This is a genomic window from Sulfurimonas sp. HSL3-1 (assembly GCF_039645995.1).
In the GTDB taxonomy this organism is placed as follows: domain Bacteria; phylum Campylobacterota; class Campylobacteria; order Campylobacterales; family Sulfurimonadaceae; genus Thiomicrolovo; species Thiomicrolovo diazotrophicus.
The window spans coordinates 310,420-332,918 of record NZ_CP147920.1; the positions used below are offsets into that span (position 1 = coordinate 310,420).

Sequence of the window (22,499 nt, forward strand, 5' to 3'; positions counted from 1 at the left end):
TTCTGGCGCTTCAGCCGTTTTCGGTCAACTCCGCTTTGAGCTTTTCGTAGGTACCGATATCGATCTCCCCGCGGGCCAGGCGTTCATCAAGCAGTTCAAGGGCCCTGGAACGCCGGCGGCCGTTGTCACGTCCGGCGGCGGCGAGATAGAACACGGCGGCGATGATCAGCAGGGGAAGCAGCCACCACAGCCACATCCAGCCCATGCCGAAGGTATGCATCTTGTCTCCTTTGGTGGCGGGGCGTTATCCAAGGCAGTCGCCTTAGTTACCCCCGGTACACTTTTTCTGACCGCCCATGCCCTGGCCGCCCATATTTTTGCCGCCCATGCCCTGCGGCATCATGGGACCGCCTTTGCGCATCTTCATGTTACACATATTGAGCTCCTGCGTCGTCGTGGCGCTGTTGACGCAGCTCTTGACGTTGTCGAGGTGCTGCATCATCATCATACGGTCATGATTCATATCACCGTTCATCATCATTTTGCCCTGCTGCATGTTGCCTTGCTGCATGCCCATACCGTTGCACTTGCCCATTTGGGCGGCTGCAGCCATTGTCGTCAGTCCAAGTGCCAGCAGCACTGCCGCTGCGAAAGTGATCGCTTTCATCTTTCATCCTTTGAATGGTATTAACAAACAGTGTAGTGGGATAGTGTGCAGAGAGTGTGCATGCCGGGCCTCAGTGTGCCGCCCGTTTGAGCAGCTGCGCATTCAGGGCGACGATGACGGTGCTGATGGACATCAAAACGGCGCCGAACGCCGGGCCGATGACGATGTTCCAGGGGGCGAGGACCCCGGCGGCGAGGGGGATGGCGACGAGGTTGTAGCCGCTTGCCCACCAGAGGTTCTCTTTCATCTTGCCGTAGGTGCGGCGCGAAAGCCGCACGGCGTCCACGACGCTGCGCAGGTCGCTTCGGGTCAGGATGATGTCGGCGCTGTCGATGGCGATGTCCGTCCCCGCGCCGACGGCGATGCCGATGTCTGCCCCAAGCAGGGAGGGGGCGTCGTTGACGCCGTCGCCGACCATCGCCACGCGCCTGCCTTCGGCCCGGCGCGCTTTGACAAAGGCGAGTTTTTCGTCAGGCAGCAGCCCCGCGCGATAACGGTCGATGCCCGTCATATCGGCGACGGAGGCGGCGACTGCCTCGTTGTCGCCGGTCAGCATCCAGGTCTCGATGCCGAAGGATTTCAGCGTCGCAACGGCATCCGCGGAGCTATTGCGGATCCTGTCATCAAGGAGGATGACGCCGAGAGGACGGCGGTCGACGATGACCCAGACCGTCGTCGATGCGCTGTCGCTGTACGTCTGCAAGGGCGGCGGGATGGTGAGCCTTTCACGCGCAATGAGCTGCGGGCCGCCGACCATAACCGCATGCCCGTCTACTTCCGCCGAGGCCCCGATGCCGGGAATGGCCTTGAAAACGTCGGCTCGGAGCGGACGGACCCCGACGCTGTCGGCATAGGCGGTGACGGCGCGGGCGATGCTGTGTTCGGAATCGCGTTCCAGCGCGGCGGCATAGGCGAGCATGGCATTGTCATCTTCCAGGGCCACCGTTTTGCTGACGGCCAGGCGCCCTTCGGTGACGGTCCCCGTTTTGTCGAAGCAGATGGTGTCGATTCCTCTAAGCGCTTCGAAGGCCTGCCGGTTGCGGATAAGAATGCCCGATTTCGCCGCGAGCGACGTCGAGATGGCGACGACCAGCGGTACGGCGAGGCCCAGGGCGTGGGGACAGGCGATAATGAGAACGGTCACGCCGCGCAGCACGGCGTCGGCAGGGGAGAGAAGCAGCGACCAGACGGCGAAGGTGGCACTCCCGGCGGCGAGCGCGGCATAAAAGAGCCATCCCGCGGCGCGGTTGGCCAGGTCCTGGGTGTGCGAGCGGCTCTGCTGGGCCTCTTTGACGAGGGCGATCACCTGCGACAGGTAGCTTTCGCTGCCGGCCTTGTCGATGCGGACGCGCAGGGCGCCGTCGAGGTTGAGGGCGCCCATGAAGAGCGTTGATCCAGCGGTTTTGAAGATGGGTTTGGACTCGCCGGTAAGCAGGGCCTCGTTGACGCTGCTCTCCCCCGCTTCGACCGTGCCGTCCGCGGCGATGTTCTCCCCGGGCCGTACGAGGATGAGGTCGCCCGGCTGCAGGGCCGTGACGTCGACGCTTTCCGAGGTGCCGTCTGCTTTCAGCCGCGTTGCCGTCTTCGGCATCAGCCGTACGAGGTCTTCAAGGGCGTTGGAGGCGCCGAGGATGCTTTTGGCCTCGATGTAGTGGCCGATAAGCATAATGTCGATCAGGGTGGCCAGTTCCCAGAAAAAGGCTTTCCCGCCGGGGAAAAAGAGGGTGGAGACGGAGTAGCCGTAGGCGACGGTGATCGCCATTGAAATCAGGGTCATCATCCCTGGCTGCCGCGCTTTGAGCTCATCCAGCGTCATCGTCAGGAAGGGTTTGCCGCCGTAGAGGTAGATGAAAGTGGCAAGCAGGGCGGTGACCTCTCCGCGGTAGGGAAAATCGAAGAGGATGCCGGCCCAGCTTTGGAGCATCGGCGAGAAGAGGAGAATGGGGACGGTGACGATCAGCGATACGATGAAACGCCGCCGCATCTCCTCCATGTGGTGCATATGTCCCATGCCGCCGTGTCCGTGCCCCGCATGCGCATGGCCCGCGGCATGTTCGGAATGGTCATGCATTTCCCCGTATTCATGCTGCATCGTGTGGTCGTGTTCCATGGGGACTCCTTCGTTATGCTAGCTTTCCGTCATCATAAAACGATTCTGTGCACACAGTGTGCACACTATGCCGATAGGGTTTTCGTAGACACCTTTCGGGTGCCCATCCAAATCACGGGCAGCGCCGATACCCACCGCGGTGTCGGCGCCCGGTCAAAGGAGCAGTCATGAGACGTTTGAAGCTGCAGGGAACACTGCTGCTTTCCCTGGTGACGGTGCTGACGGCGCAGGATGATATCGCGCAGTTGCGCGAAGAGATCGTTTCGCTGAAAACTTCGGTTGCCGAATTGCAGCGTAGCCAGGAGACGAATGCCGACGCCGCCTTCACCCTTTCGGGGTATGCGGCGGCGGGGTATGCCTACGCCGAACACACCAACGGCGGGTTCGACCTGGTGCAGTTCTCGCCGATTTTCCAGTACGCCTACACGGACCTTGTTCTCTTCACCGGCGAACTTGAAACGAAAATGAATGACGATCTGGAGACGAGCGTGGAGCTGGAGTATGCCTCGGCGAGCATCTTCCTCAACGACTACATGGTGCTGGTCGCCGGTAAGTTCCTTTCCCCGCTGGGGCAGTTCCGGCAGAACCTGCATCCTTCGTGGATCAACAAGCTGCCGACGGAGCCGATCGGTTTCGGGGAAGACGGCGCCGCCCCTATCTCCTTTACCGGCCTTGGCCTGCGAGGCGGCATCCCGCTGGGGGCGCTGCAGAGCAATTACACCCTCTTCGTCGCCAACGCTCCCGTGCTGGAACTTGCCGATGACAATAATACGAGCATCGGCGCGATCGCCGCGGAGGGCCCCACCAGTTCCGATACGGCGGGCTACACCGTCGGTCTGCGCTATGCAATCGACCCGCTGCCTAACTGCGAGATCGGCGTCTCCAGCGCCTACGGCAAGGCGGCGCTCGAAGGGGAATCGAAACGCGATTACAGCGTGTTCGATGCGGACCTCTCATGGCACTACGACGGCGCGGACCTGAAAGCGGAATACAGCCAGCAGAAGGTCGGGAAACTGGGCAGCAGCATCGCTCCTGCCGCCTTCACCTGGAAGGCGTGGTACGCGCAGCTGGCCTATCAGTTCGGAGCGCTGCCCGTGGAACCCGTCGTGCGTTACGGGGCGTTCCGACCGGCCGATTTCGATCTCGATCGCGACCAGGTATCAGTGGGGCTCAACTATCTGTTCGCCCCGAGCGTTATCGCCAAGGTAGCGTACGAATTCAACAATGCGGACAAGGCGCCGGAGTATGACGATAACCGACTCCTGGCCCAGTTTGCCTTCGGTTTTTAGGAGGGGATGATGAACCGGTTTACACGATTAATCTGTATCCAGGCGATGGCGGCGGGTGCCCTTTACGCGGCGCCCGGCAGTGGGGGTGACCCCGTCAACGGGGCGAAGGTGTGGGCCGACACCTGTGTACGGTGTCATAACATGAGGCCCCCTTCGAACCTTTCCGAACGCGCATGGCGCATCTCCATGCAGCACATGCGGGTCCGTGCCAACCTGACGGGCAAAGAGGCGCGTGATACGCTGGCGTTTATTCTGGAATCGAAAGAGTGACCGCAGGGCCGAGGTGGGCGAGCCCACCCAAGGCCCGTTTCTTCCACCTCTCCTTTTTTATTTCGACGCGTTGTATTCGAGCGTCAGTTTGCCGGTTTCGGGGTCTCTGACACAGTCGTAGACCGCTTCAACCGTCTGCGCATTCATGACGCATCCCATGCGCGGATCGTCCGTTGACATCTGGGTCAGGACCGCACGCTGCTTCTTGGCAAGCTCCGAACTGCCGCTGACCATATTGGCCCCGCATTTGCCGGCACCGCATTTCATGGCGCCGGCGGTAGGGGTATCGGAGGCTTTTTTCTGATCGCTGCAGCCCGCGAGGGCGACAAACGCTGCGAGCAGCGCGGCGGTATAAAGAGTCTGTTTCATCTGTTTTCCTTTGGTGTGGTGTGGGCATTGTCGCCCGGTTGTTGGTTCAAGTGGCGCCGCTCGTACATCTCGTAGAGAATCGGGATGATGAGGAGGCTGAGCAGTGCCGAGGTGACGATCCCGCCGAGCATCGGGGCGGCGATGCGCTGCATCACCTCACTGCCGACCCCGTGGGTGTACATGATGGGGGCGAGGCCGGCGAGGATGGAGAAGACCGTCATCAGCTTGGGCCGCACCCGTTTGACGGCCCCCTCATTGATCGCCGCTTTCAGCGCTTCGGCGTCGAAACGTTCGCCTAGCGCCGCGCGGGAGGCCTCCACGCTGTCGGTGAGATAGACGATCATGACGATCGCCGTCTCCGCAGCGATCCCCAGCAGGGCGAGAAAACCGACGACGACGGCGATGCTCATGCTGAAGTGGAGCATCCAGACATAGAGAATGCCGCCCAGCAGGGCGAAGGGCAGCGTCAGGAAGACGATCAGGGTCGCGACGAAACGCCGCAGCGAGAGGTAGATGAGCAGCAAAATCACCGCCAGCACCGCCGGGATGATCCAGCGCATCTTCTCCATGGCCGAAGCGAGGTATTCCGCCTGGCCGGCCCATTCCATGTGGTAGCCCGGCGGCAGCGGGAAGTTTGAGAGCGCCTTCAGCGCCGCTTCCTTGTAGGCGACGGCGCCGATGCCCGGGCGCGGTGTGATGTAAACATAGGTGACCGGCGTCGCCATCTCACTCTTGATCACCGAGGCGCTTTCGCGGTAGCGGACGTCGGCGAAGGTGGAGAGCGGGACGAAGCCCAGCGGCGTCTTGACGGGAAGGGCACGGATATCGTCAAGGTTCCGCCGTTCATCCTCTTCGAGGCGCAGGGCGACGGGGTAGCGTTCGATCCCTTTGTAGAGCGTCGTCACCTGCATGCCGCCGATGGCCGCGCGGGTATATTCAAGCAGGGCCGCCTTGGAGAGTCCGTAGCGCTGCAGCGCCGTTTCGTCTATGGCGATGTCGATATAGTAGCCCGCGGCGGAGCGGTCGGCGAAGACCGATTGGGATTCGGGGAGCGGCATCAGTTTCTGCTCGATGGCTTGTGCCAGCCGCTGCAGCGTCGCGGCGTCGCTGCCGTAGAGCTTGATGCCCACGGGGGTGCGGATGCCGCTTAAAAGCATATCGATCCGGCCGCGGATGGGGTAGGTCCAGGAGTTGACAAGCCCGGGCACCTGGAGGGCGGCCTCCATGTCGTTGCGCAGTTGTTCAAAGGTCACCCCTTCGCGCCACTGGGAAGGATCTTTGAAGGTGATGATCGTCTCCAGCATCCCCAGGGGGGCGGGGTCGGTGGCGGTGTCGGCACGCCCTCCTTTGCCAAAGACCGTCTCCACCTCCGGGAAGCTTTTGAGGATCTTGTCCGTCTTCTGCGTCAACGCCTTGCTCTGGTCGATACTGATCCCAAACGGCGTGACCGGCATGTACATGAACGTTTGTTCATTGAGCATCGGCATGAACTCCCACTCGAGCTTTTCGTACAGCGGCGCGATGGCGACGAGGAGGGCGAGTGAGGCGGCGAGGACGAGGTAGCGCAGTTTCAGCCCCCATCTCAGCAGAGGCTGGTAGAGCCAGAGGAAGAAGCGGTTGATCGGGTTGGCCGTCTCTTCGCGGATGGGACCGCGGATAAAGGAGACCATCAGCACCGGCACCAGTGTGACGGCGAGAACGGCGCCTGCGGACATGGCGAAGGTCTTGGTGAATGCCAGCGGGGTAAAGAGCAGCCCCTCCTCGCCCGAGAGGGCGAAAATAGGCAGGAAGGAGACGACGACGAGGGCGAGGGCGAAGAAGATGGGCCGGCCCACCTGCTGCGCCGCCGCCACGACCGTCTCCGCATGCTCGGACGGCGTCAGCTCCCGGCCCAGCTCCCCGTGCTTTTTGCGCAGCCGCTTGTGGGCGTTCTCGATCATGACGATGCTCGCGTCCACGACGGTTCCCAGCGCGATGGCGATCCCCCCGAGGCTCATGATGTTGCTGCCGATCCCGGCAAGCTTCATCAGCGCGAAGGTCGCCCCGATGACGAGCGGCAGCACGAGCAGCACGATGAGCGAGGAGCGCAGGTGCATCAGGAAAAGGCCGATAATGAGCACGACGATAATGCTCTCCTCGACGAGGGTGTCCGTCAGGGTAGCGATCGCCTTGTCGATCAGCCCGGAGCGGTCGTAAGTGGTAATGACGTCGACCCCGTCGATATGCAGGGCGGCCATTTTTGCCTTGATCCGCTGGATGACGCTGTAGACGTCCTCGCCGTAGCGCACCATGACAATTCCGCCGACGACCTCGCCTTCGCCGTTAAGGTCCGCCACCCCCCGGCGGGCGGCGGGCACGACTTCCACCCTTCCCAGCTGCGCGAGGGTGACGGGGATGCCGTCTTTGACGGTGACGACGAGGTTACGGATGGAGTCCAGGTCCTTGAGGTAGCCCTCCGCCTGCACCATCCACTCGAAGCCGTTCTGGATGACGATGCGCCCGCCGGTATCGTTGTTGTTCTGCCGCAGCACCCGGGCGACGTCGCCGACGGAGAGGCCGTAGCGGATAAGCGCGTCGTTGTTGACGGTGAGCTGGAAGGTCGGCACGAAGCCGCCCACGGTGGCCACGTCGCTGACGCCGTCGACGCCCATCAGGGCGTATTTGAAGTAGTAGTCCTGCAGGGTGCGCAGTTCGGCGAGGCTTTTCGTTTTCGACGTCAGCGCGTATTCATAGACCCATCCCACTCCCGAGGCGTCCGGCCCCAGGGCGACCTCCATCCCCTCGGGCAGTTTGCTCTGGATGGCGGCAAGCTGCTCCAGGACCCGTGAGCGGGCCCAGTAGAGGTCCGTTCCCTCTTTGAAAATGATGTAGATGAGCGCGTTTTCATAGGTAGAGAAGCCGCGCACGGTGCGGATATCGGCGATGGAGAGGAACTGCGACACCAGCGGGTAGGTCCCCTGGTCCTCGACGATCTCCGGGCTCTGTCCCTTCCAGGTGACCTGTACGATCACCTGGGGCGGGGAGAGGTCCGGCAGGGCGTCAAGCGGCGTCGTGATCATCGCCCGGTAGGCACCGAAAACGAGAAAAAGCGTCGCCATGATGACGAGAAAGCGGTTTTTGACGCTGAAGGCGATAAGGCGTTCGATCATCCCCTACTCCAGTCCGCTGATCTGGGCGTCGGCGTCGAGCATGAAGAGGGCGTCGCCGGCGACTTCATCCCCGGCGTTCAACCCGGAGACGACCTCGAAGCGCTCCTTGTCGAGGGGTTTGACGTCGATTTTGACAGGGTCGAACACCCCTTTGAAATCCCCGGCGCGGAAGACATACCATGCGCCGTTCTTGCGCAGGACGGCTGTGCGCGGGAGGGTAAGCAGCGGGTGTGAGGGTGCCGCTGCACTGACCGTGGCGTACATGCCCGGCAGCAGCTCGCCGCGGGGGTTGTCGACGGCGAGGCGCAGGGTGACCGTGGCCGCCTTGGGATCGATGTCGGGGTACAGCGTGAGTTTTTTGGCGGGGTAGGCCCGCTCCACGCCGCTGGCCCTGACCGTGAAGTTATTTAGGGAGGCGAGCCGCGGCAGCTCCTGCTGGTAGAGCGCGGCCTCGACCCAGACGCGCTCGAGGTTGACGACGGTAAAGAGCTTCATGCCTGCTTTGAAAGCGGAGCCCTCCACAACATTTTTTTCGAAGAGCCATCCCGTTGCCGGGGCGTGGATCGTGGTGAGGGCGTCGGCTTTCATCCCGGTGCGCACCGCGTCGATCTCGGCGCGGCTGACGCCCAGCAGCGTCAGTTTTTTGTGGAGGCTGCGCAGCATCTCAGGGCTGGGGCGCGTCGCGTTGAAACGCAGGGCGGTGAGGTAATCCTCCTTCGCCTGCAGCACTTCGGGCGAGTAGACTTCGGCCAGCGCCTCGCCCTTCTTGACCCGGCGGTAGCGTGTATCGGCGTAAAGTTTCTCGACATAGCCACCGAAGCGCGGCGACACGTCGTACATGCGCGCGTCTTCGGCGCGGACATAGCCGTAGTTGGTCTGCGTCCGGGCGGCGCTGGTCTGCGCCACTTTGACCGTTTTGACGGCGAAGAGCTGTTCGACGCTCGGCCGCTCATCGGCACAAAGCAGCAGGGGCAGCAGGGCTGCGAGCACTAAGATGTGTTGTCTCATTTGATCTCTCCCGTCAATGCTTTGAGGCGCGCGCCGGCGCGGAGGTAGTCCGCTTTCGCGGCAATGCGCTGTTCGTCGAAGCGGAGCTTGCGTTCGAGCAGGTCGAAATAGTTGAAAAGGTCGCTGCCGCTGCGCAGTTTTGCGTCGCTCAGATCGACCATGTGCTCTACCTGGGGCAGGCTCTCCTCGGTGATGATGCGGTAGGTGCGGTACGCCTCGCTCAGTGCCGCGTACGCCGCTTCGATCTCGCTGCGCAGCTGCAGGCGGTAGTCGGCGGCCGCTTCCGCCGTTGACAGCTCGGTCTTCCGGGCCGCTTCTGTGTCGTCGCGTTCCGCGCCGTAAAGCGGTAGCGCCGCCCCGACGGTGAAGCTCAGGTAGTCGGGGTGGGCCTCGCGGTAGTAGTAGCCGACCATCACGAATGGGTCGGCGTTGGCCGAGAGCGCCTTGACTTTCGTCTCCGCCGCCGCGGCCTTTTGGTCGGCCTCTTTGACACGGTAAATCCGGTTGTTTTCCAGCCGCTGCAGGTAGCTCTCCAACGGTGGCGGGGGCGTGACCGTGTCGTCGGCCTCGACGGCGTCGAAGGGGGCCTGCACAAGGTAGGCCAGCCGCGCTTTTTGCGCCGTGAGCATCGCGGTCAGTTTTTCCCGGCGCACGGCGATGTCGGAGCGAAGCAGCTCGGCGGACATGATCCCCATATGGCGGTCACGCTGGGTAGAGGCGTAGGCCGTGTTGAGGGCGATGTTCTGGTCCGTCAGTGCCAGGTAGTTCTGCAGGACCTCCAGTCGCGCGTTCAGTTCGGTAACCGTGTAAGCGCGGAGCCGGATCTGTTTGGCCAGCTCCGCCTGTGCCGCTTCGAGGGAGGCGAAGAGGACGGCTTTTTGCGCCCGAACTTTTTCGCCCGCGGCCCCGCGTTTCCCGAACCAGGGGAACTTCTGCCGGACGCTGACGGAGGTGAACTGCATCGGTTCGATGGTCCGGTCCATTGGGTCGTCAAACTGGACGTCGTTGATGCCGACGAGCAGCTCGGGGTTGGCGAAGAGGGCGCTTTTGTCCTCCATAGCGTCAAAAGCGCCGAGGCGCTGTTCGATCATCTTCAGCGAGTGGTGCTGTTCAAGCGAGCGGTCGATCAGGGTATCGATCCCTTCGGCCCGGAGTGCGGCGGCCATGAACAGCAGGGCTAAGAGCGGACGGAACATTCTTCTCCTTTTGACGGAATAGGGAATGATACTGCGGCTGTGTGTAAGAAGTGTGCAAGTCAACCTTAGAGCCCGGACGTGAAAACAGTTATGATTGGCGGATACAAGCGGGATATAAATCGTTTCGTCGGACAATACCGTTTTCGCATGAAGGAATAGCAATGGAGTCTCTACTTCTGTTTTGGGGTGCACTGGTCGATCTGAGCAATGCGATGGCCCCCTATATCGTCTTCGGCCTTCTCTTCGCAGGGCTCCTGCACGAGCTCGTGCCCGATGCGCTGGTCACAAAGCACCTGGGCAGCGACAATGTCGCCTCCGTCGTCAAGTCGACCCTCTTCGGTATCCCGCTGCCGGTCTGCTCCTGCGGGGTGATCCCGCTGGCGACGTCGATCAAGAAGAGCGGGGCGAGCCACGGCGCGACGCTCAGCTTTCTCATCTCGACGCCGATCACGGGGATAGACTCCATTCTCGCGACCTACGGGATGTTCGGCTGGGCCTTTACCCTCTACCGCGTCTTCACCTCCATGCTGATGGCGATGCTCGCCGGGATCCTGACGAACTTGTTCGGCGCGGAACCGGAACCCGCACCCGCGCCGAAAGCTCCGGCCTTTTCGATGGCCGCCCCGCCGAAGCAGAGTGCACCCGTCGGCTTCAGTATGGCGGCCCCTGCCAAAGAGGAGGCGAGCTGCTGCAGCTCCGGCTGCGAAACGGAGACGAAAAAGCGCTTTTCGATGAGCGGTGCGCTGCGCTACGCCTTCGCGACCCTGCTCGGTGACATTGCCAAGCCGCTCTTCTGGGGACTCGTCGTCGGGGCGCTCATCACTGTGGCGATCCCCGAGGACCTCGGTAAGCTCCTGGCCGAGAACAGCTGGCTCTCCTATCTCATCGTCATCGCCATTGCCGTGCCGATGTACGTCTGCGCGACGGCCTCGCTGCCGATCGCCGCGGGGCTGATGCTCTCGGGGGTGAGCGCCGGCGCGGCCTTCGTCTTTCTGAGCGCGGGCCCTGCGACGAACACCGTGACCATCGGCGTCGTGAAACAGATGTTGGGAACAAGGGCGCTGGCCATCTATCTGGGTACCATCACCGTCGGTAGCGTCGTTTTCGGACTGTTGCTCGACTGGCTTTTTATCCGCGCCGAGATCGATCCGAAGGCACTGGTGCACCTGCAGGAGGAGGCGGGCGTCATCGCCGTCGCCTCATCGCTGCTGCTCTGGGGCTTTGTGTTCTACTTCCTTGCCAAACCGTGGTTCCGAAAGAAGGAGGCGTCATGCTGTTCGGGGGAGAGCTGCTGCAGCTGAGTCTTGATTAAATCAAGAAAGATTGATATAGTTTCGCCTGATTCAAACCCAAGGATGTTTCCATGCTGACGGCGGCCCTGCTTTTTCTTTTTACCCTCCTTTTCGTCATCTGGCAGCCCAAAGGGCTCCAGATCGGTACGACGGCCGTCATCGGTGCCGTCATTGCCGTCGTGCTCGGCGTCGTCAGCGTCGATGATGTCTGGACGGTGACGGGAATCGTCTGGGACGCGACCCTTGCCTTTATCGGGATCATCCTTCTCTCCCTCGTCCTCGACGAGATCGGCTTCTTCGAGTGGGCCGCGCTGAAGATGGCCAAGCTTTCCGGAGGCAGCGGGAACAAGATGTTCGTTTACATCCTGCTGCTGGGTGCCCTGGTGGCGGCCTTTTTTGCCAACGACGGGGCGGCGCTGATCCTCACACCGATCCTGCTGGCGAAGATGAAGCACCTGCGGATGAACCCCGTCGCCGTGTTCGCTTTTTTGATGGCGGGGGGCTTTATTGGCGACAGCGCCTCCAACCCGCTGGTGATCTCCAACCTCACCAACATCGTCACGGCGGGCTATTTCGACCTCGGCTTCTGGGAGTATGCGAAGGCGATGTTCCTGCCGAACCTCTTGAGCATCATTGCTTCGATCATTGTGCTCTGGCTCTATTTCCGCAAAGATATCCCGCTGAAGGTTGACGTTTCCGAACTTCCCGAACCTGCATCGGTCATCAAGAACATGACGATGTTCCGGCTCAGCTGGGGCTTTCTCGCCCTGCTGATGGCAGGCTACTTTATCGGCGACCGCTACGACCTTCCGGTCTCCCTCTTCGCCCTGGGCGGGGCGGTCGTTTTCCTCTTCGTTGCCAACTATTACAAGGCGGTCAAACCTATTATGACCGTCAAAGCGGCACCGTGGCAGGTCGTCTGGTTCTCCATCGGCCTCTACGTCGTCGTCTACGGCCTGAAAAACGCGGGGTTGACCGACTACCTGGCCGATGCCGTTACGGCGATGGCGGCGCAGGGGGAGGCAGTGGCCGTCATCGGCACGGGCTTCCTCTCCGCCGGTCTCAGCGCCGTGATGAACAATATGCCCACCATTATGATCATGGACATCGCCATCGCCGACGCGGGGCGGGACGCCCTGGCCTACGCGAACATTCTCGGGGCCAACCTGGGGCCGAAGATGACGCCGATCGGTTCGTTGGCGACCCTGCTCTGGCTGCATGTACTTGCCAATAAAGGTGTGAAAATCGGATGGGGGGAGTATATGAAAGTCGGCCTCGTCATTACGCCGCCTGTTTTGCTGGCGGCGCTGGTTGGGTTGCTTTTCTAAAGGGTTTTTTTGTTCCCTTTCTTCTTTGCTCGCACAAAGAAGAAACCGAACCCGAAAGAAGAAAGTGCGAAAGGCTGCCGCTTTCGGGAGATTCCAAGCGTCACAGGTCCGCTCGACCCGCTAATTTCCGTTTAAGCCTTGATAGAAGAAGTAAATGCTGCCCCGATTAACTCTTAACTAGATCGTATCGATACTCATCAGGGTCATTGTGCCCAGTAAGAAGAGGTTTATTCCCCGGAAAAGGGTACTGGCGCGTTCCGCGGTGAGCTGCCGGAAGGGGATGCGTCCGCCTGCGGCGGCCGTGGCGGCGGCCAGTGCTGCGAGCAGCAGCAGGATGACGGAACTTCTGATCCCGAAGATCGCCGCGGTGTAGAGGGCGCAGAGCACCGTGAGCATCCACCAGACGCAGAGCACCCGGCGGAAGCCGGTGTCGCCGAAGATCTCCACGGCCGTGGGAAAACCCGCGGCGCGGTAGTCGGCGTCGTGTTTGGCCGCGAGCAGCCAGAAGTGGGGGACCTGCCAGACGAAAAAGAGCAGCCCGAGCGCAAAGAACTCCGGATCGGCGAGGCTCTGCCCCGCGGCGAGCCAGCCGATGGCCGGCGGAATCATCCCCAGCACTCCCCCGGGCACGACGGCGAAGGCCGAATGGCGTTTGAGGGTGGTATAGACGCCGTTGTACCATAGAGGCACGAAGAGGAAGAGCAGCAGGCCCGTCGTTTTCAAGGTGGCGGAGATGAGGAGCGTCCCCAGGGCGATCAGCGCCAGCGAGACAGCCAGGGCGGCATCGGGATGGACCCGGCCGGAGGGGATGGGGCGCCGTTTCGTCCGTTCCATTTTACTGTCGCTCTCCCACTCCTGGTACTGGTTCAGGGCCGAAACGCCCAGGGCCAGGAGCAGCACGGCCAGCGTGGCAGGGAGGAGCGGTCCAATATCTCTGCCGCCGCCCAGGGCGAAACCGAAAACGGCGGAGAGCGTCACCGCCGCCGAGAGGCGGAATTTCGTCAGTTCCATCAATGTGCGAATCATTTGAGCTCCTTCATATAGGTGACCAGCGTTTCGATCTCCTCAGCGGAGAGCATCTTTCCGAAGGGGGGCATAAGCCCCGGTGCAAAGCCTTCGACGACATCGGCGTTCGGGGTTTCGACGGAGCTGCGCAGGTACGCTTCGTCGGCGGTTACCTCGCGGCTTTTGCCGTCGGTGACGACGGTCAGCTTGCTGCCGTAGAGGCCTTTGAGTGTCGGACCGAGCTTTTTCGTGCCGTCGAGGCTGTGGCAGGCGCCGCACCCTTTTGCATTGAACAGGGTCGCCCCGTCAGGGGCGGCAGACGCCTCCTGGGGTGCGGTCGGTTCGGCTTCCGTCGTTGCGGGTGCTGCAGCCGGCTCCATCGTGGTTGTTGCGGCGGGAGCGGCTGCTTCGGGAACCGCACCGCCGCCGTTTTGCTCTTTGATGAAGGTCACGAGCGCCTTCAGCTGCTCCGCGTCGATCTGGTCGGAGAGGTCGGGCATGACGCCGTCGGGGAAGCCCTCGGCGACGTCGGCGCCCGGTTCGCGGATGGCGCGTTCGAGGTAGGCGTCGTCGACGACGGTCCGCCGCGTTTTGCCGCCCGTCATGACGGTAACGTTTTTCCCGAAGAGTCCCGCAAAGGAGGGACCGACGATGATGGAACCGTCTAGGCTGTGGCAGGAGGCGCATCCCAGCGTTTTATAGAGCATCTCCCCTTTGCTTTTGGGCGCAGCCGTGTCGTGGGGGCTCAGTTTGTCGCTGGCGTACCACGTATCAAAATCCGCCGCCTTCATGACTTCGACTTTCGAAAGCATCTTCGCATGTCTGACGCCGCAGTACTCGGCGCACTCGATGTCATAGCGTCCCGGTTTCGTGGCATTGAACCAGATGTGCGTTTTACGCCCCGGGACGACATCCTCCTTGACCCGGAAGGCGGGAACAAAGAAGCTGTGCAGGACATCGCCGTCGGGCGCACCCATGATCAGTTTGATGTTTTTGCCGACGGGCACGTAAAGTTCGTCGGTCTGTTTCCCGTTGGGGTAGGTAAAGGTCCAGGACCAGCGCTTGCCCAGCACGTCGACGGTAAAGGCATCCTTGGGCATCGTTCGCAGGTCTCGGAAGGAGGTATAGCCGTAGTAGAAGATGACGAAGAGCAGGATCGTCGGGATGACCGTCCAGGCGATTTCCAGCCCCAGGTGGTCGCGGATATTACGGATCTCGCCGGGTTGGACCTTGGTGTGGTGATAGCGGACGATGAAAAGGGCCATCAGCCCGGCCACCAGGACGAACATGGCGATCGAGATACCGGTCGTGATCCAGAAGGCGCGGTCCACGTCGGCGGCGTAAGTGGAAACGTTTTGATTGAATCCTTCGAGCATGCCGTCTCCTTTTATGAATGGGCTACGTCGATGCCGACGATGATGAAAAAGACCGCCAGGATCGTCAGGGCCATGACGACGTATCCTTTGAGATACGCCGTCTCGCTGCGCAGGTGCATGTAGTACGCGGCGACCAGGGCGACTTTCAAGACAGCGATGAGCAGCTGGGTCCCGACGGTGCCGCCGACGGCAAGAGGGAGGAGCGTGGGCTGCAGAAAGGTCAGCAGCGTCAGTAGCAGCAGCCCGCCCAGCACTTTGGTGTAGAGGGCGACGGAGGGGGTAGCGTGTTCCATCTCAGACTCCTATCATGTAAAACAGCGGGAAGAGGATGATCCAGACGAGGTGGACGAAATCCCAGTAGAGCGTGACGTTCTTCATGACGATAGTGTGCTCGGGCCGGATGCCGCCGGAGCGGATCAGCAGCAGCACCCAGCTCATCAGCGCCACGCCGGCGATGACGTGCAGGCCGTGGAGTCCCGTCATGACGAAGTAGAGGCCGAAAAAGAGGATCTCCCCGCGGTCCAGGGCGTCAAGCACCCCCGAACCGGGGTAGATGCCCCGGCTGATTTCCATGTTCCACTCGACGGCTTTTATCCCGAGGAAGATCAGCGCCATCAGGGCGGTGGCTCCCACGAGCAGGACCGCGGCGCGGACCCTGCCCCGGCGCAGCATCATCGTGCTAAGCCCCATCGTGTAGGTGCTCACAAGCAGGATCACCGTATTGGTGCCGCCCAGCCAGACGTCGAGGTGGCCGGAGGAGGCGACATAGCTCTCCGTATGGCGGTAGAAGTAGATGGCGAAGAGCAGAAAGAGCGTCCCGAACATCATCGCCTCCGTCATCAAAAAGACCCAGAATCCCAGTTTGGCTCCCCCGTAGTCATCGTGAAAGTCGACGACGGGATGGGGCTGTCCCTGTGCGTCGTATGCCATTTCCTGTTGCATCAGCGTATCCTCCGGAAGTTTTCATCAAACTGCACGAGGGGCTCACCCGCCTCGTATTCGTAGGGCTCGAAATCCACGTAGGGGATCTTGGGAAAGTTCTCCAGCGGCGGCGGAGAGGGGATATGCCACTCCAGCGTCGTCGCGTTCCAGGGGTTGGGACCGGCGTCCCGCCCCGATCGGAGCCCCCGGTAGAAGGTGTAGACGATCAGGAGCAGGCCGGATGCTATCAGCAGCGCGCCGACCCCGGAGATCTGGTGGTAGACGGTAAAATCGGGCAGGTAGTCGAAATAGCGGCGGGGGTTGCCGAAGAAGCCGGCGAGGAACATCGGGAACCAGAGCATATTGAACCCGACGAAGGCGAGCCCGAAGGCGATGCGCGCCAGCCCCTCGTCATAGAGCTTCCCGGTGATCTTCGGGTACCAGTAGTGCAGTCCTCCGATAAACATGAAGATGACCCCGCCGAGGATTGTGTAGTGGAAGTGCGCCACGACGTAGTAGGTGTCGTGCAGGTGGATGTCGGGACCGATGGCGCCCAGTGTCAGGCCCGTCAGCCCGCCGACGGTGAAGTTGATGATGCTGCCCAGGATCCAGAGCATCGGCGTGGCGAGGACGATGGAACCTTTGTACATCGTCGCCACCCAGTCGAAGATCTTGACTCCCGTGGGCACCGCGACGAGGAAGGTGAGAAAAGAGAAGATGACCCGCGCGATGTCGCTCATGCCGGAGGTGTACATGTGGTGGCCCCAGACGAGGTAGCCGATGCCGGCGATGGAGGCCGAGGAGATGGCGATGGCGTGGTAGCCGAAGATGGTGCGGCGCGTGAAGGCGGGCAGCACCTCCGAGACGATGCCGAAGCCCGGAAGGATCATCAGGTAGACCGCCGGGTGGGAGTAGATCCAGAAGAGGTGCTCAAAGAGGACCGGGTCGCCCCCCTTCGTCGGGTCGAAGATCCCGATGCCCAGGGTACGTTCAAGGATGACGAGCAGCAAGGTGATCCCCACGACCGGGGTCGCGAGCACCTGGATCCACGCCGTGGCGTAGAGGCCCCAGATAAAGAGCGGCATCTTGAAAAAGCCCATGCCGGGGGCGCGCAGCCGGTGGATGGTGACGATGAAATTGAGCCCCGTCAGGATCGACGACAGGCCCAGGATAAAGGCGGCGCTCAACGTCGAGAGCACATGCGCGTCGGTACGGATGCTGTAGGGCGCATAGAAGGTCCAACCCGTGTCGGCGAACCCCTGCCCCGTGACCAGGGAGGAGATCCCCAGGATCACGCCGAGGACGTAGAACCAGAACGAAATGAGGTTGAGCCGGGGGAAGGAGACGTCGTGCGCGCCCAGCATCAGCGGCAGCAGAAAGTTGCCAAGCGTAGCGGGGATCCCGGGGACGATGAACAGAAAGATCATCGTCACGCCGTGGAAGGTGAAAAGCTCGTTGTAGGTCTGCGGTTCGAGGAACTGGGCCCCGGGGGCGAACAGCTCCGCACGCATCGTCAGCGCGGCGCCCACTGCGAGGAAAAAGAGCGTGAACATCAGCACCATATACATCAGGCCGATGCGCTTGTGGTCGATGCTGAAGATCCACTGCAAAACGGGGTTGCGGAGATGGCCGAAGAGGGTATGGGTTTCGTGGTAGAAGCTAGGCATTTTTGTCCTCCATGGAACGCTTTTTTCTGCCGGAGAGCACCAGGTAGAGGAAGAAGCCGGCCAGGATCAGCGTCAGGGCGATGGCCCCGAACTTTTCGGCGGCAAAAACGTAGGTCTTGTTCTTCGGATCGAAGGCGAAACAGAAAAGCAGCCCCTTGGCGATGGTGGGGCGTACTTTTCCCTGCGTGGCTTCCATCAGTGCCATCTGGATATCAAAGGGGAGCTGCTGGATTCCGTTGAGGTAGCGGGTGATCTTCCCTTCGGGCGACAGGGCGACGAGCACGGCGGGATGGACATACTCCTCCATGCCGTTCGGTCCGACCTGTTTTTCGTATTGGAAGCCGACGGCATCGGTCACCTTTCGGATGTTTTCGTCCCTGCCGGTCAGAAAGGTCCAGGCGGCGGGGTCGAAGGGACGGGGCATGGAGGCGAGGAGGTTCGCTTTTTTCTTGGCCGCGTCGGCAGGCCCTTCGTCGGGGTTGAAACTGAGGGTGATGATCTTATACTCTTTGCCTTCGGCCAGTTTGACCATCGTGAGGTTCTGGGCCAGGTCGTTGAGCTGAGGGGTGCAGAGGCCGGGACAGCCGTAGTAGTTGAGGGTGAGAATGGCCGGTTTGCCGTCCAAGACCTCCCCGAGCGTGACACGGTGCCCCTCGTCATCGACAAAGGGGACATCCAGCGGCAGCTGTCCGGCGGGATGTTCGATCATCCCCAGCGTGGGCGGTGTATCGGCGTAGCCTGCCGCGGCACAGAGCAGAAGGCACGCGAACCAGTAGAGCGGCAGCGCAATCGGGTGGGTCTTTTTTCGTCGTATACCGGCGGACATGGGATGGTCTCCTTGTGAACAACGTCGAAATGATGGTCGTGATAGAGGCCTTATAGTCGTCGGCCCGATAAAACTGTTGGATTCCCCTCCGGCATTCCCGAGGCGGAAATGCATTTTTTTGATCCGGAAACCGGAATGGCATTATTCGGATTTCTAATACTATGCTAACGAGAAAAACCAAAAGAAATCTTTGGTATCTCGTCTAGTTTTGGCGTGCCCCGTTTCGTTTCAATCCTAACGGGGGTCTAGATCGTGCAGTAGTCCTTGTGCACTTCCCTGCTCTTGGCAAAAGGATCGATGGAGAGAAGGAAGACCGGGAGCAGGAGCAGGTCGGTGGCGAGGGAGAGGGTGATGAGCTCAGCGCCGAACCTGCCGATATCCCGGAGGCTCTGGACCGGTGTCATCATCAGTGAGGCAAAGAAGATTACGAGGACAAAAGCGCCGATGACGACGGGGACGGCGCCGTAGAAGAAGGTGATCTCCAGGGCGTGTTTGCGGCTGCGTCCGAAGAAGCGGGCGCGGAAATATTTGAAGGCGAAGTGGACCGTCGCGTCAGAGCCGAGCCCGACGGAGATGGACATCGCAATGAGCATCTCGAGGTTGACGGGGGTGTCCAGCAGCTCCATCGCCAGGCCGAACCATGCGATGGGGATGGCATTGGTGATGAAACCGATGTAGATCATCCGTCCCGATCCGAAGATGATCCCCATGATCAGTCCGATAATGACGAGGGCCGTAAAGAGCGAGGCGGCCAGCACGACGATCTGCTGCTGCTTGGCGCTGCGCACGAGGGTCTGGACGTCACTGAAGTGCAGGGGAAGCGCCGCGTAGTTGCGCAGATAGGTCAGCAGTGCTGCCGTATCGATGCCGGGTTCCATAAAGAGCGTCAGTTTGAGGGTCTGCTTCTCGTCATTGAAGTAGCGCTGGTTGAGGTCGTACATGTCGATAAAGAAGAGCGCGCGCAGGATCGCCTGGTCATCAAGGAGCTCCCCCGGGGCCTCCGCCTGGTGGATAAGCCGCAGCAGTGATGCGACGCTGTCGACCCGGTCTACACTGGGAAAGCGGGCGGTCAGTTCCGAGGCAAGGGTGTCGATCTTGGCCACGGTGACGGGGTCGATCTCATCAAAGGGGACGGTGAGCACGAGGGTACGGCCGCTCTGACCGGGGGAGAGAAGCAGGTCGGAGCGGGTCAGGAAAAGGCTGAGCCCCAGCAGCAGGATCCCGATGGTGACAAGATTGAGCAGGCGCAGGAGTTTGGGGTTGTAGTCCAGTTCCCGGCTGACAAAGTAGTAGACGGGGCGGGTAAAACGCACCCGGGGGTGGCGGACACGGAAGTAGCTGAGCAGGGCGATCAGCAGCGTCGTGTTGAGCAGCAGGGCGATGAGGGAGGCACCGATGATACTGATACTGAGCATCCGGACGATCTCGTTCTCCGAAAAGAGCAGCGTTCCCAGCCCCACGGCGGTGATGACGGTGGTCCAGAGCGCCGGCGTCACGGTACGGTTGAGGGATTTGAGCAGGGCCCGGTGGGAGTCGTCGCGGTACTGTGTGACATGCCACCGGTAGTAGAAGTAGAGGTAGTCGACAAGGGCGATGGCAATAATGATCAGGCCCAGGGCGAGATGCAGTTCGTGCAGACCGGTGATGAGGTAGACGAGCTCGAAGGTGAAGAGCAGGGTACCCGAGACGATGACGAGGGCGGCGAAGGCGGAGACGTAGTTGTGGAAGATGATCCGGAAAAAAAGGATGATGGCGAGAACGATCAGCCCCAGGAAAAACAGGGTCTGCCGATAGCCGAAGCTGCTGTCGGTCTCATCGAGCGTATAGGCGAAGGGAATGGAGAGCTGCACGTCCGCCAGCCGCTCATCCCCATAGAGGTAGAAATCGAAGGCGCCGAAGTCCTCCGTGACGTAGCGGCGGTAGGCGTCGGGCAGGGCCCGGATAAACGCATAGGCCTGGGCGGCATTGAGTTCGGAGAGGGGAAGGGCCTTGATGAGTGACGAACCCTCGGTCGCCTTGTCGTTGTAGATGTAGCGGCTGCTGAAAAGCGAATCGACGTGACGTACCCCTTTTATCTGTGTCAGCCGCACATGCAGCGCCGTCAGTTTCGCTTTGGTGTCGTCGTCGAACCGGTTGACGTAAACGCGCAGGTGCTGCACGTTCTCAGGCACGATGCCCAGGGCCTTCGTCATGGCCAGCTCCTGCGAACCCCCCAGCCAGAAACGCTGGTCACTGAGAACAAAACTGAAGCGCTCCAGGGCAAGTGTCAGCAGGGCGAGGAGCAGGAACAGTGCGATGACGGCGGCACGATTGCGGGTGACGAAGGTGACATAGCGGCTGACTTTGGGGGTATCGTGGTGTCTCATGGCTGCTTCTTTTTGTCGAGGATAAGGTAGGGGCGTTTGTCGACGCCGATCTGCTCCGCCGCTTTCCTGATACGGGTGACTTTAACATGGATGGCCGGCGGGGTGAGGCGGTTGAGTTTGGGCAGAGCAGAACGCCTCAGCATATAATCGAGCATCGCCTCTTTGGGACGGGGGGCGTTGTAGATGGCGTTGATGACGGCCCCGGACTTGAACATGGGATGGGCGTAGAGAAAAAAGTAGTAGTGGTAGCGCCGCTGCATCTTGTCGCTCTCCGTGATCATCCCGACGAAGTCCCGTGAATGGGGACAGCGCGGATCGATAAAGGCGTAGACGTCCGTCGGCCCGTTGCCCAGCTCGATGGCGTCGCCCTTGATAGCAAACAGAAGGGGCAGCACTTCGCTCAGCGGTTTTTTGACGGTTGCCCCGGCGGCATACGGGGCGGTAAACAGCAGAACCGAAAGGAGGCTGAACAACAGAAATTTCATGCTAAGTGACGATTATAGTATACCTTCTTCCCATTTACCTGTATAAATAGAACAAATAGGTGGCAGCGGGAGGGGTTTCGTTAACCTAAAGTGCTACAATAATAGGCAATTCAAACGGCAGCAGGAGAGAGTATGGATCAAGTTTACAACCTGGCGATCATCGGGGCAGGCCCCGCGGGGATCGCCGCAGCAGTGGAGAGCTACCTGCTGGGGATGCGTGACATCATCATCCTGGAGAAGGGCCAGAGCCATAACGAGACGATCCGCAAGTACTACAAAGACAACAAGCGCGTCGACAAGGATTGGCAGGGGCAGAAGGTCGAGCTCGACGGCAACATCTATTTTATCGACGGCACAAAAGAGAGTACGCTTGATTTTTTCGATGAGGTGCTGGCGAAGCACTCGGTGAAACTGCAGCCGCAGACGGAGGTGCAGAAGATCGTCAGAGGCGACGACGGCATCTTCGACGTCATGGTCCCCGGCGGCAGCATCCGGGCCCGCTACGTCGTCGTCACCATCGGCCGGATGGGCAAACCGAACAAACCCGACTACAAGATCCCGCCCGCGATCCGCAAACAGGTCAACTACACCCTCGATGATGTCGGTGAGGGCGAGAAGATCCTCGTTGTCGGCGGGGGCGATTCGGCGGTCGAGTACGCCGTCGACCTGGCTGCGAAAAACGACGTGGCCATCTGCTACCGCCGCGCAACGTTTCGCCGCGCCAACCCCACGAACCAGACCGACATCGCCAACGCCATCGCCCACGGCGAGGTACGCCCTATTCTCAATACGAACATCGAAGGGCTCGAAGAGGATGCGGGCAAGGTGAAAGTGCTGTTCGAAGAGCGCGAACCGGAGAATTTCGACCGCGTCATCTACGCCATCGGCGGGACAACGCCGAGTGCCTTCCTCACCGGGTCGGGCATCGGTATCGAAGAGGGGTGCCCTGTTCATGACGAGAACTACGAGAGCGACGTCCCGGGCATCTTTGTCGCGGGGGATATTACCCAGGAACGCGGCGGCTCCATCGCCCTGGGGCTTAACCACGGGTTCTATATCGCGCGGCACATCCTCGACAACGACAAGACGCTTCGCCGTGATGACGACGTCATCAAGCGGTTGGATTAGAGGGGATTGTTCCCCTTTTTCTTTACCCGTGTAAAGAAGAAGCCGAACCGGGAAGAAGAAAGCACGAAAGGCTGCCGCTTTCGGGACATTCCACTCCCCGGTGATCC

The 22,499-nt window shown here is 61.1% G+C and carries 20 protein-coding genes; 5 read left to right on the plus strand and 15 right to left on the minus strand.

The window, feature by feature from the left end; all coding sequences use genetic code 11:
* Nucleotides 1–10: 10 nt before the first annotated feature.
* The 3 genes from WCY31_RS01650 to WCY31_RS01660 form a co-directional block, all read right to left on the minus strand.
* A complete protein-coding gene (locus WCY31_RS01650; protein ID WP_345972900.1) occupies nucleotides 11–220 on the minus strand; it encodes a hypothetical protein in 210 nt (69 codons plus the stop codon).
* Nucleotides 221–262: 42 nt separating this feature from the next.
* Complete coding sequence (locus tag WCY31_RS01655; protein ID WP_345972901.1) at nucleotides 263–607, minus strand: hypothetical protein; 345 nt, start codon at nucleotides 605–607, stop codon at nucleotides 263–265.
* 70 nt (nucleotides 608–677) lie between these two features.
* Nucleotides 678–2,717, minus strand: a complete 2,040-nt coding sequence (locus WCY31_RS01660; RefSeq protein ID WP_345972902.1) for a copper-translocating P-type ATPase — start codon at nucleotides 2,715–2,717, stop codon at nucleotides 678–680.
* 167 nt (nucleotides 2,718–2,884) lie between these two features.
* Between WCY31_RS01660 and WCY31_RS01665 the strand changes: the two genes are divergently transcribed.
* Both WCY31_RS01665 and WCY31_RS01670 read left to right on the plus strand, forming a co-directional pair.
* The gene (locus WCY31_RS01665) at nucleotides 2,885–4,006 is read left to right on the plus strand and encodes a porin (protein WP_345972903.1); all 1,122 of its coding nucleotides are present in this window, start codon (nucleotides 2,885–2,887) and stop codon (nucleotides 4,004–4,006) included.
* 6 nt (nucleotides 4,007–4,012) lie between these two features.
* Nucleotides 4,013–4,276, plus strand: a complete 264-nt coding sequence (locus tag WCY31_RS01670) for a hypothetical protein (protein ID WP_345970504.1) — start codon at nucleotides 4,013–4,015, stop codon at nucleotides 4,274–4,276.
* A 57-nt stretch (nucleotides 4,277–4,333) separates the two neighbouring features.
* On the opposite strand, the gene WCY31_RS01675 is transcribed toward WCY31_RS01670, so the two are convergent.
* Genes WCY31_RS01675 through WCY31_RS01690 form a run of 4 tightly spaced genes read right to left on the minus strand, consistent with a single transcriptional unit; the run spans nucleotide 4,334 to nucleotide 9,998 of the window.
* On the minus strand, nucleotides 4,334–4,645 hold the full coding sequence (locus tag WCY31_RS01675; RefSeq protein WP_345972904.1) for a hypothetical protein: 312 nt from the start codon (nucleotides 4,643–4,645) through the stop codon (nucleotides 4,334–4,336).
* Nucleotides 4,642–7,794: a CusA/CzcA family heavy metal efflux RND transporter gene (locus WCY31_RS01680; RefSeq protein ID WP_345972905.1), complete on the minus strand. Its 3,153-nt coding sequence runs from the start codon at nucleotides 7,792–7,794 to the stop codon at nucleotides 4,642–4,644. Before WCY31_RS01680 ends, WCY31_RS01675 begins: the two co-directional genes overlap by 4 nt.
* A 3-nt stretch (nucleotides 7,795–7,797) precedes the next feature.
* Complete coding sequence (locus tag WCY31_RS01685) at nucleotides 7,798–8,802, minus strand: efflux RND transporter periplasmic adaptor subunit (RefSeq protein WP_345972906.1); 1,005 nt, start codon at nucleotides 8,800–8,802, stop codon at nucleotides 7,798–7,800.
* Complete coding sequence (locus WCY31_RS01690; RefSeq protein ID WP_345972907.1) at nucleotides 8,799–9,998, minus strand: TolC family protein; 1,200 nt, start codon at nucleotides 9,996–9,998, stop codon at nucleotides 8,799–8,801. The genes WCY31_RS01685 and WCY31_RS01690 overlap by 4 nt, the downstream gene beginning before the upstream one ends.
* A 161-nt stretch (nucleotides 9,999–10,159) precedes the next feature.
* Here WCY31_RS01690 and WCY31_RS01695 point away from each other — a divergent pair, with 161 nt between their 5' ends.
* Both WCY31_RS01695 and WCY31_RS01700 read left to right on the plus strand, forming a co-directional pair.
* The gene (locus WCY31_RS01695) at nucleotides 10,160–11,299 is read left to right on the plus strand and encodes an SO_0444 family Cu/Zn efflux transporter (protein WP_345972908.1); all 1,140 of its coding nucleotides are present in this window, start codon (nucleotides 10,160–10,162) and stop codon (nucleotides 11,297–11,299) included.
* Nucleotides 11,300–11,361: 62 nt separating this feature from the next.
* A complete protein-coding gene (locus WCY31_RS01700) occupies nucleotides 11,362–12,618 on the plus strand; it encodes an arsenic transporter (protein ID WP_345972909.1) in 1,257 nt (418 codons plus the stop codon).
* 177 nt (nucleotides 12,619–12,795) lie between these two features.
* On the opposite strand, the gene WCY31_RS01705 is transcribed toward WCY31_RS01700, so the two are convergent.
* From WCY31_RS01705 to WCY31_RS01740, 8 genes are all read right to left on the minus strand, one after another.
* Complete coding sequence (locus tag WCY31_RS01705; protein ID WP_345972910.1) at nucleotides 12,796–13,644, minus strand: protoheme IX farnesyltransferase; 849 nt, start codon at nucleotides 13,642–13,644, stop codon at nucleotides 12,796–12,798.
* On the minus strand, nucleotides 13,641–14,999 hold the full coding sequence (gene coxB, locus WCY31_RS01710; protein WP_345972911.1) for a cytochrome c oxidase subunit II: 1,359 nt from the start codon (nucleotides 14,997–14,999) through the stop codon (nucleotides 13,641–13,643). The genes WCY31_RS01705 and coxB overlap by 4 nt, the downstream gene beginning before the upstream one ends.
* Nucleotides 15,000–15,010: 11 nt before the next feature.
* Entirely contained in the window at nucleotides 15,011–15,292 is a 282-nt protein-coding gene (locus WCY31_RS01715; protein ID WP_345972912.1) for a cytochrome C oxidase subunit IV family protein, read from the minus strand.
* Between the two features lies 1 nt (nucleotide 15,293).
* Nucleotides 15,294–15,941 (minus strand): cytochrome c oxidase subunit 3, encoded by a 648-nt coding sequence (locus tag WCY31_RS01720; RefSeq protein ID WP_345970516.1) that lies wholly within the window; start codon nucleotides 15,939–15,941, stop codon nucleotides 15,294–15,296.
* A complete protein-coding gene (locus WCY31_RS01725; RefSeq protein WP_345972913.1) occupies nucleotides 15,941–17,587 on the minus strand; it encodes a cytochrome c oxidase subunit I in 1,647 nt (548 codons plus the stop codon). The genes WCY31_RS01720 and WCY31_RS01725 overlap by 1 nt, the downstream gene beginning before the upstream one ends.
* A complete protein-coding gene (locus WCY31_RS01730; RefSeq protein WP_345972914.1) occupies nucleotides 17,580–18,413 on the minus strand; it encodes an SCO family protein in 834 nt (277 codons plus the stop codon). Before WCY31_RS01730 ends, WCY31_RS01725 begins: the two co-directional genes overlap by 8 nt.
* A 245-nt stretch (nucleotides 18,414–18,658) precedes the next feature.
* Entirely contained in the window at nucleotides 18,659–20,779 is a 2,121-nt protein-coding gene (locus WCY31_RS01735; protein WP_345972915.1) for a hypothetical protein, read from the minus strand.
* Nucleotides 20,776–21,264 carry a hypothetical protein gene (locus WCY31_RS01740; protein ID WP_345972916.1) on the minus strand — a complete coding sequence of 163 codons (489 nt, stop codon included), beginning with the start codon at nucleotides 21,262–21,264 and terminating at the stop codon, nucleotides 20,776–20,778. Before WCY31_RS01740 ends, WCY31_RS01735 begins: the two co-directional genes overlap by 4 nt.
* Before the next feature lie 132 nt (nucleotides 21,265–21,396).
* On the opposite strand from WCY31_RS01740, the gene WCY31_RS01745 reads away from it, so the two are divergent.
* Nucleotides 21,397–22,392 (plus strand): NAD(P)-binding domain-containing protein, encoded by a 996-nt coding sequence (locus WCY31_RS01745; RefSeq protein WP_345970521.1) that lies wholly within the window; start codon nucleotides 21,397–21,399, stop codon nucleotides 22,390–22,392.
* Nucleotides 22,393–22,499: the final 107 nt, after the last annotated feature.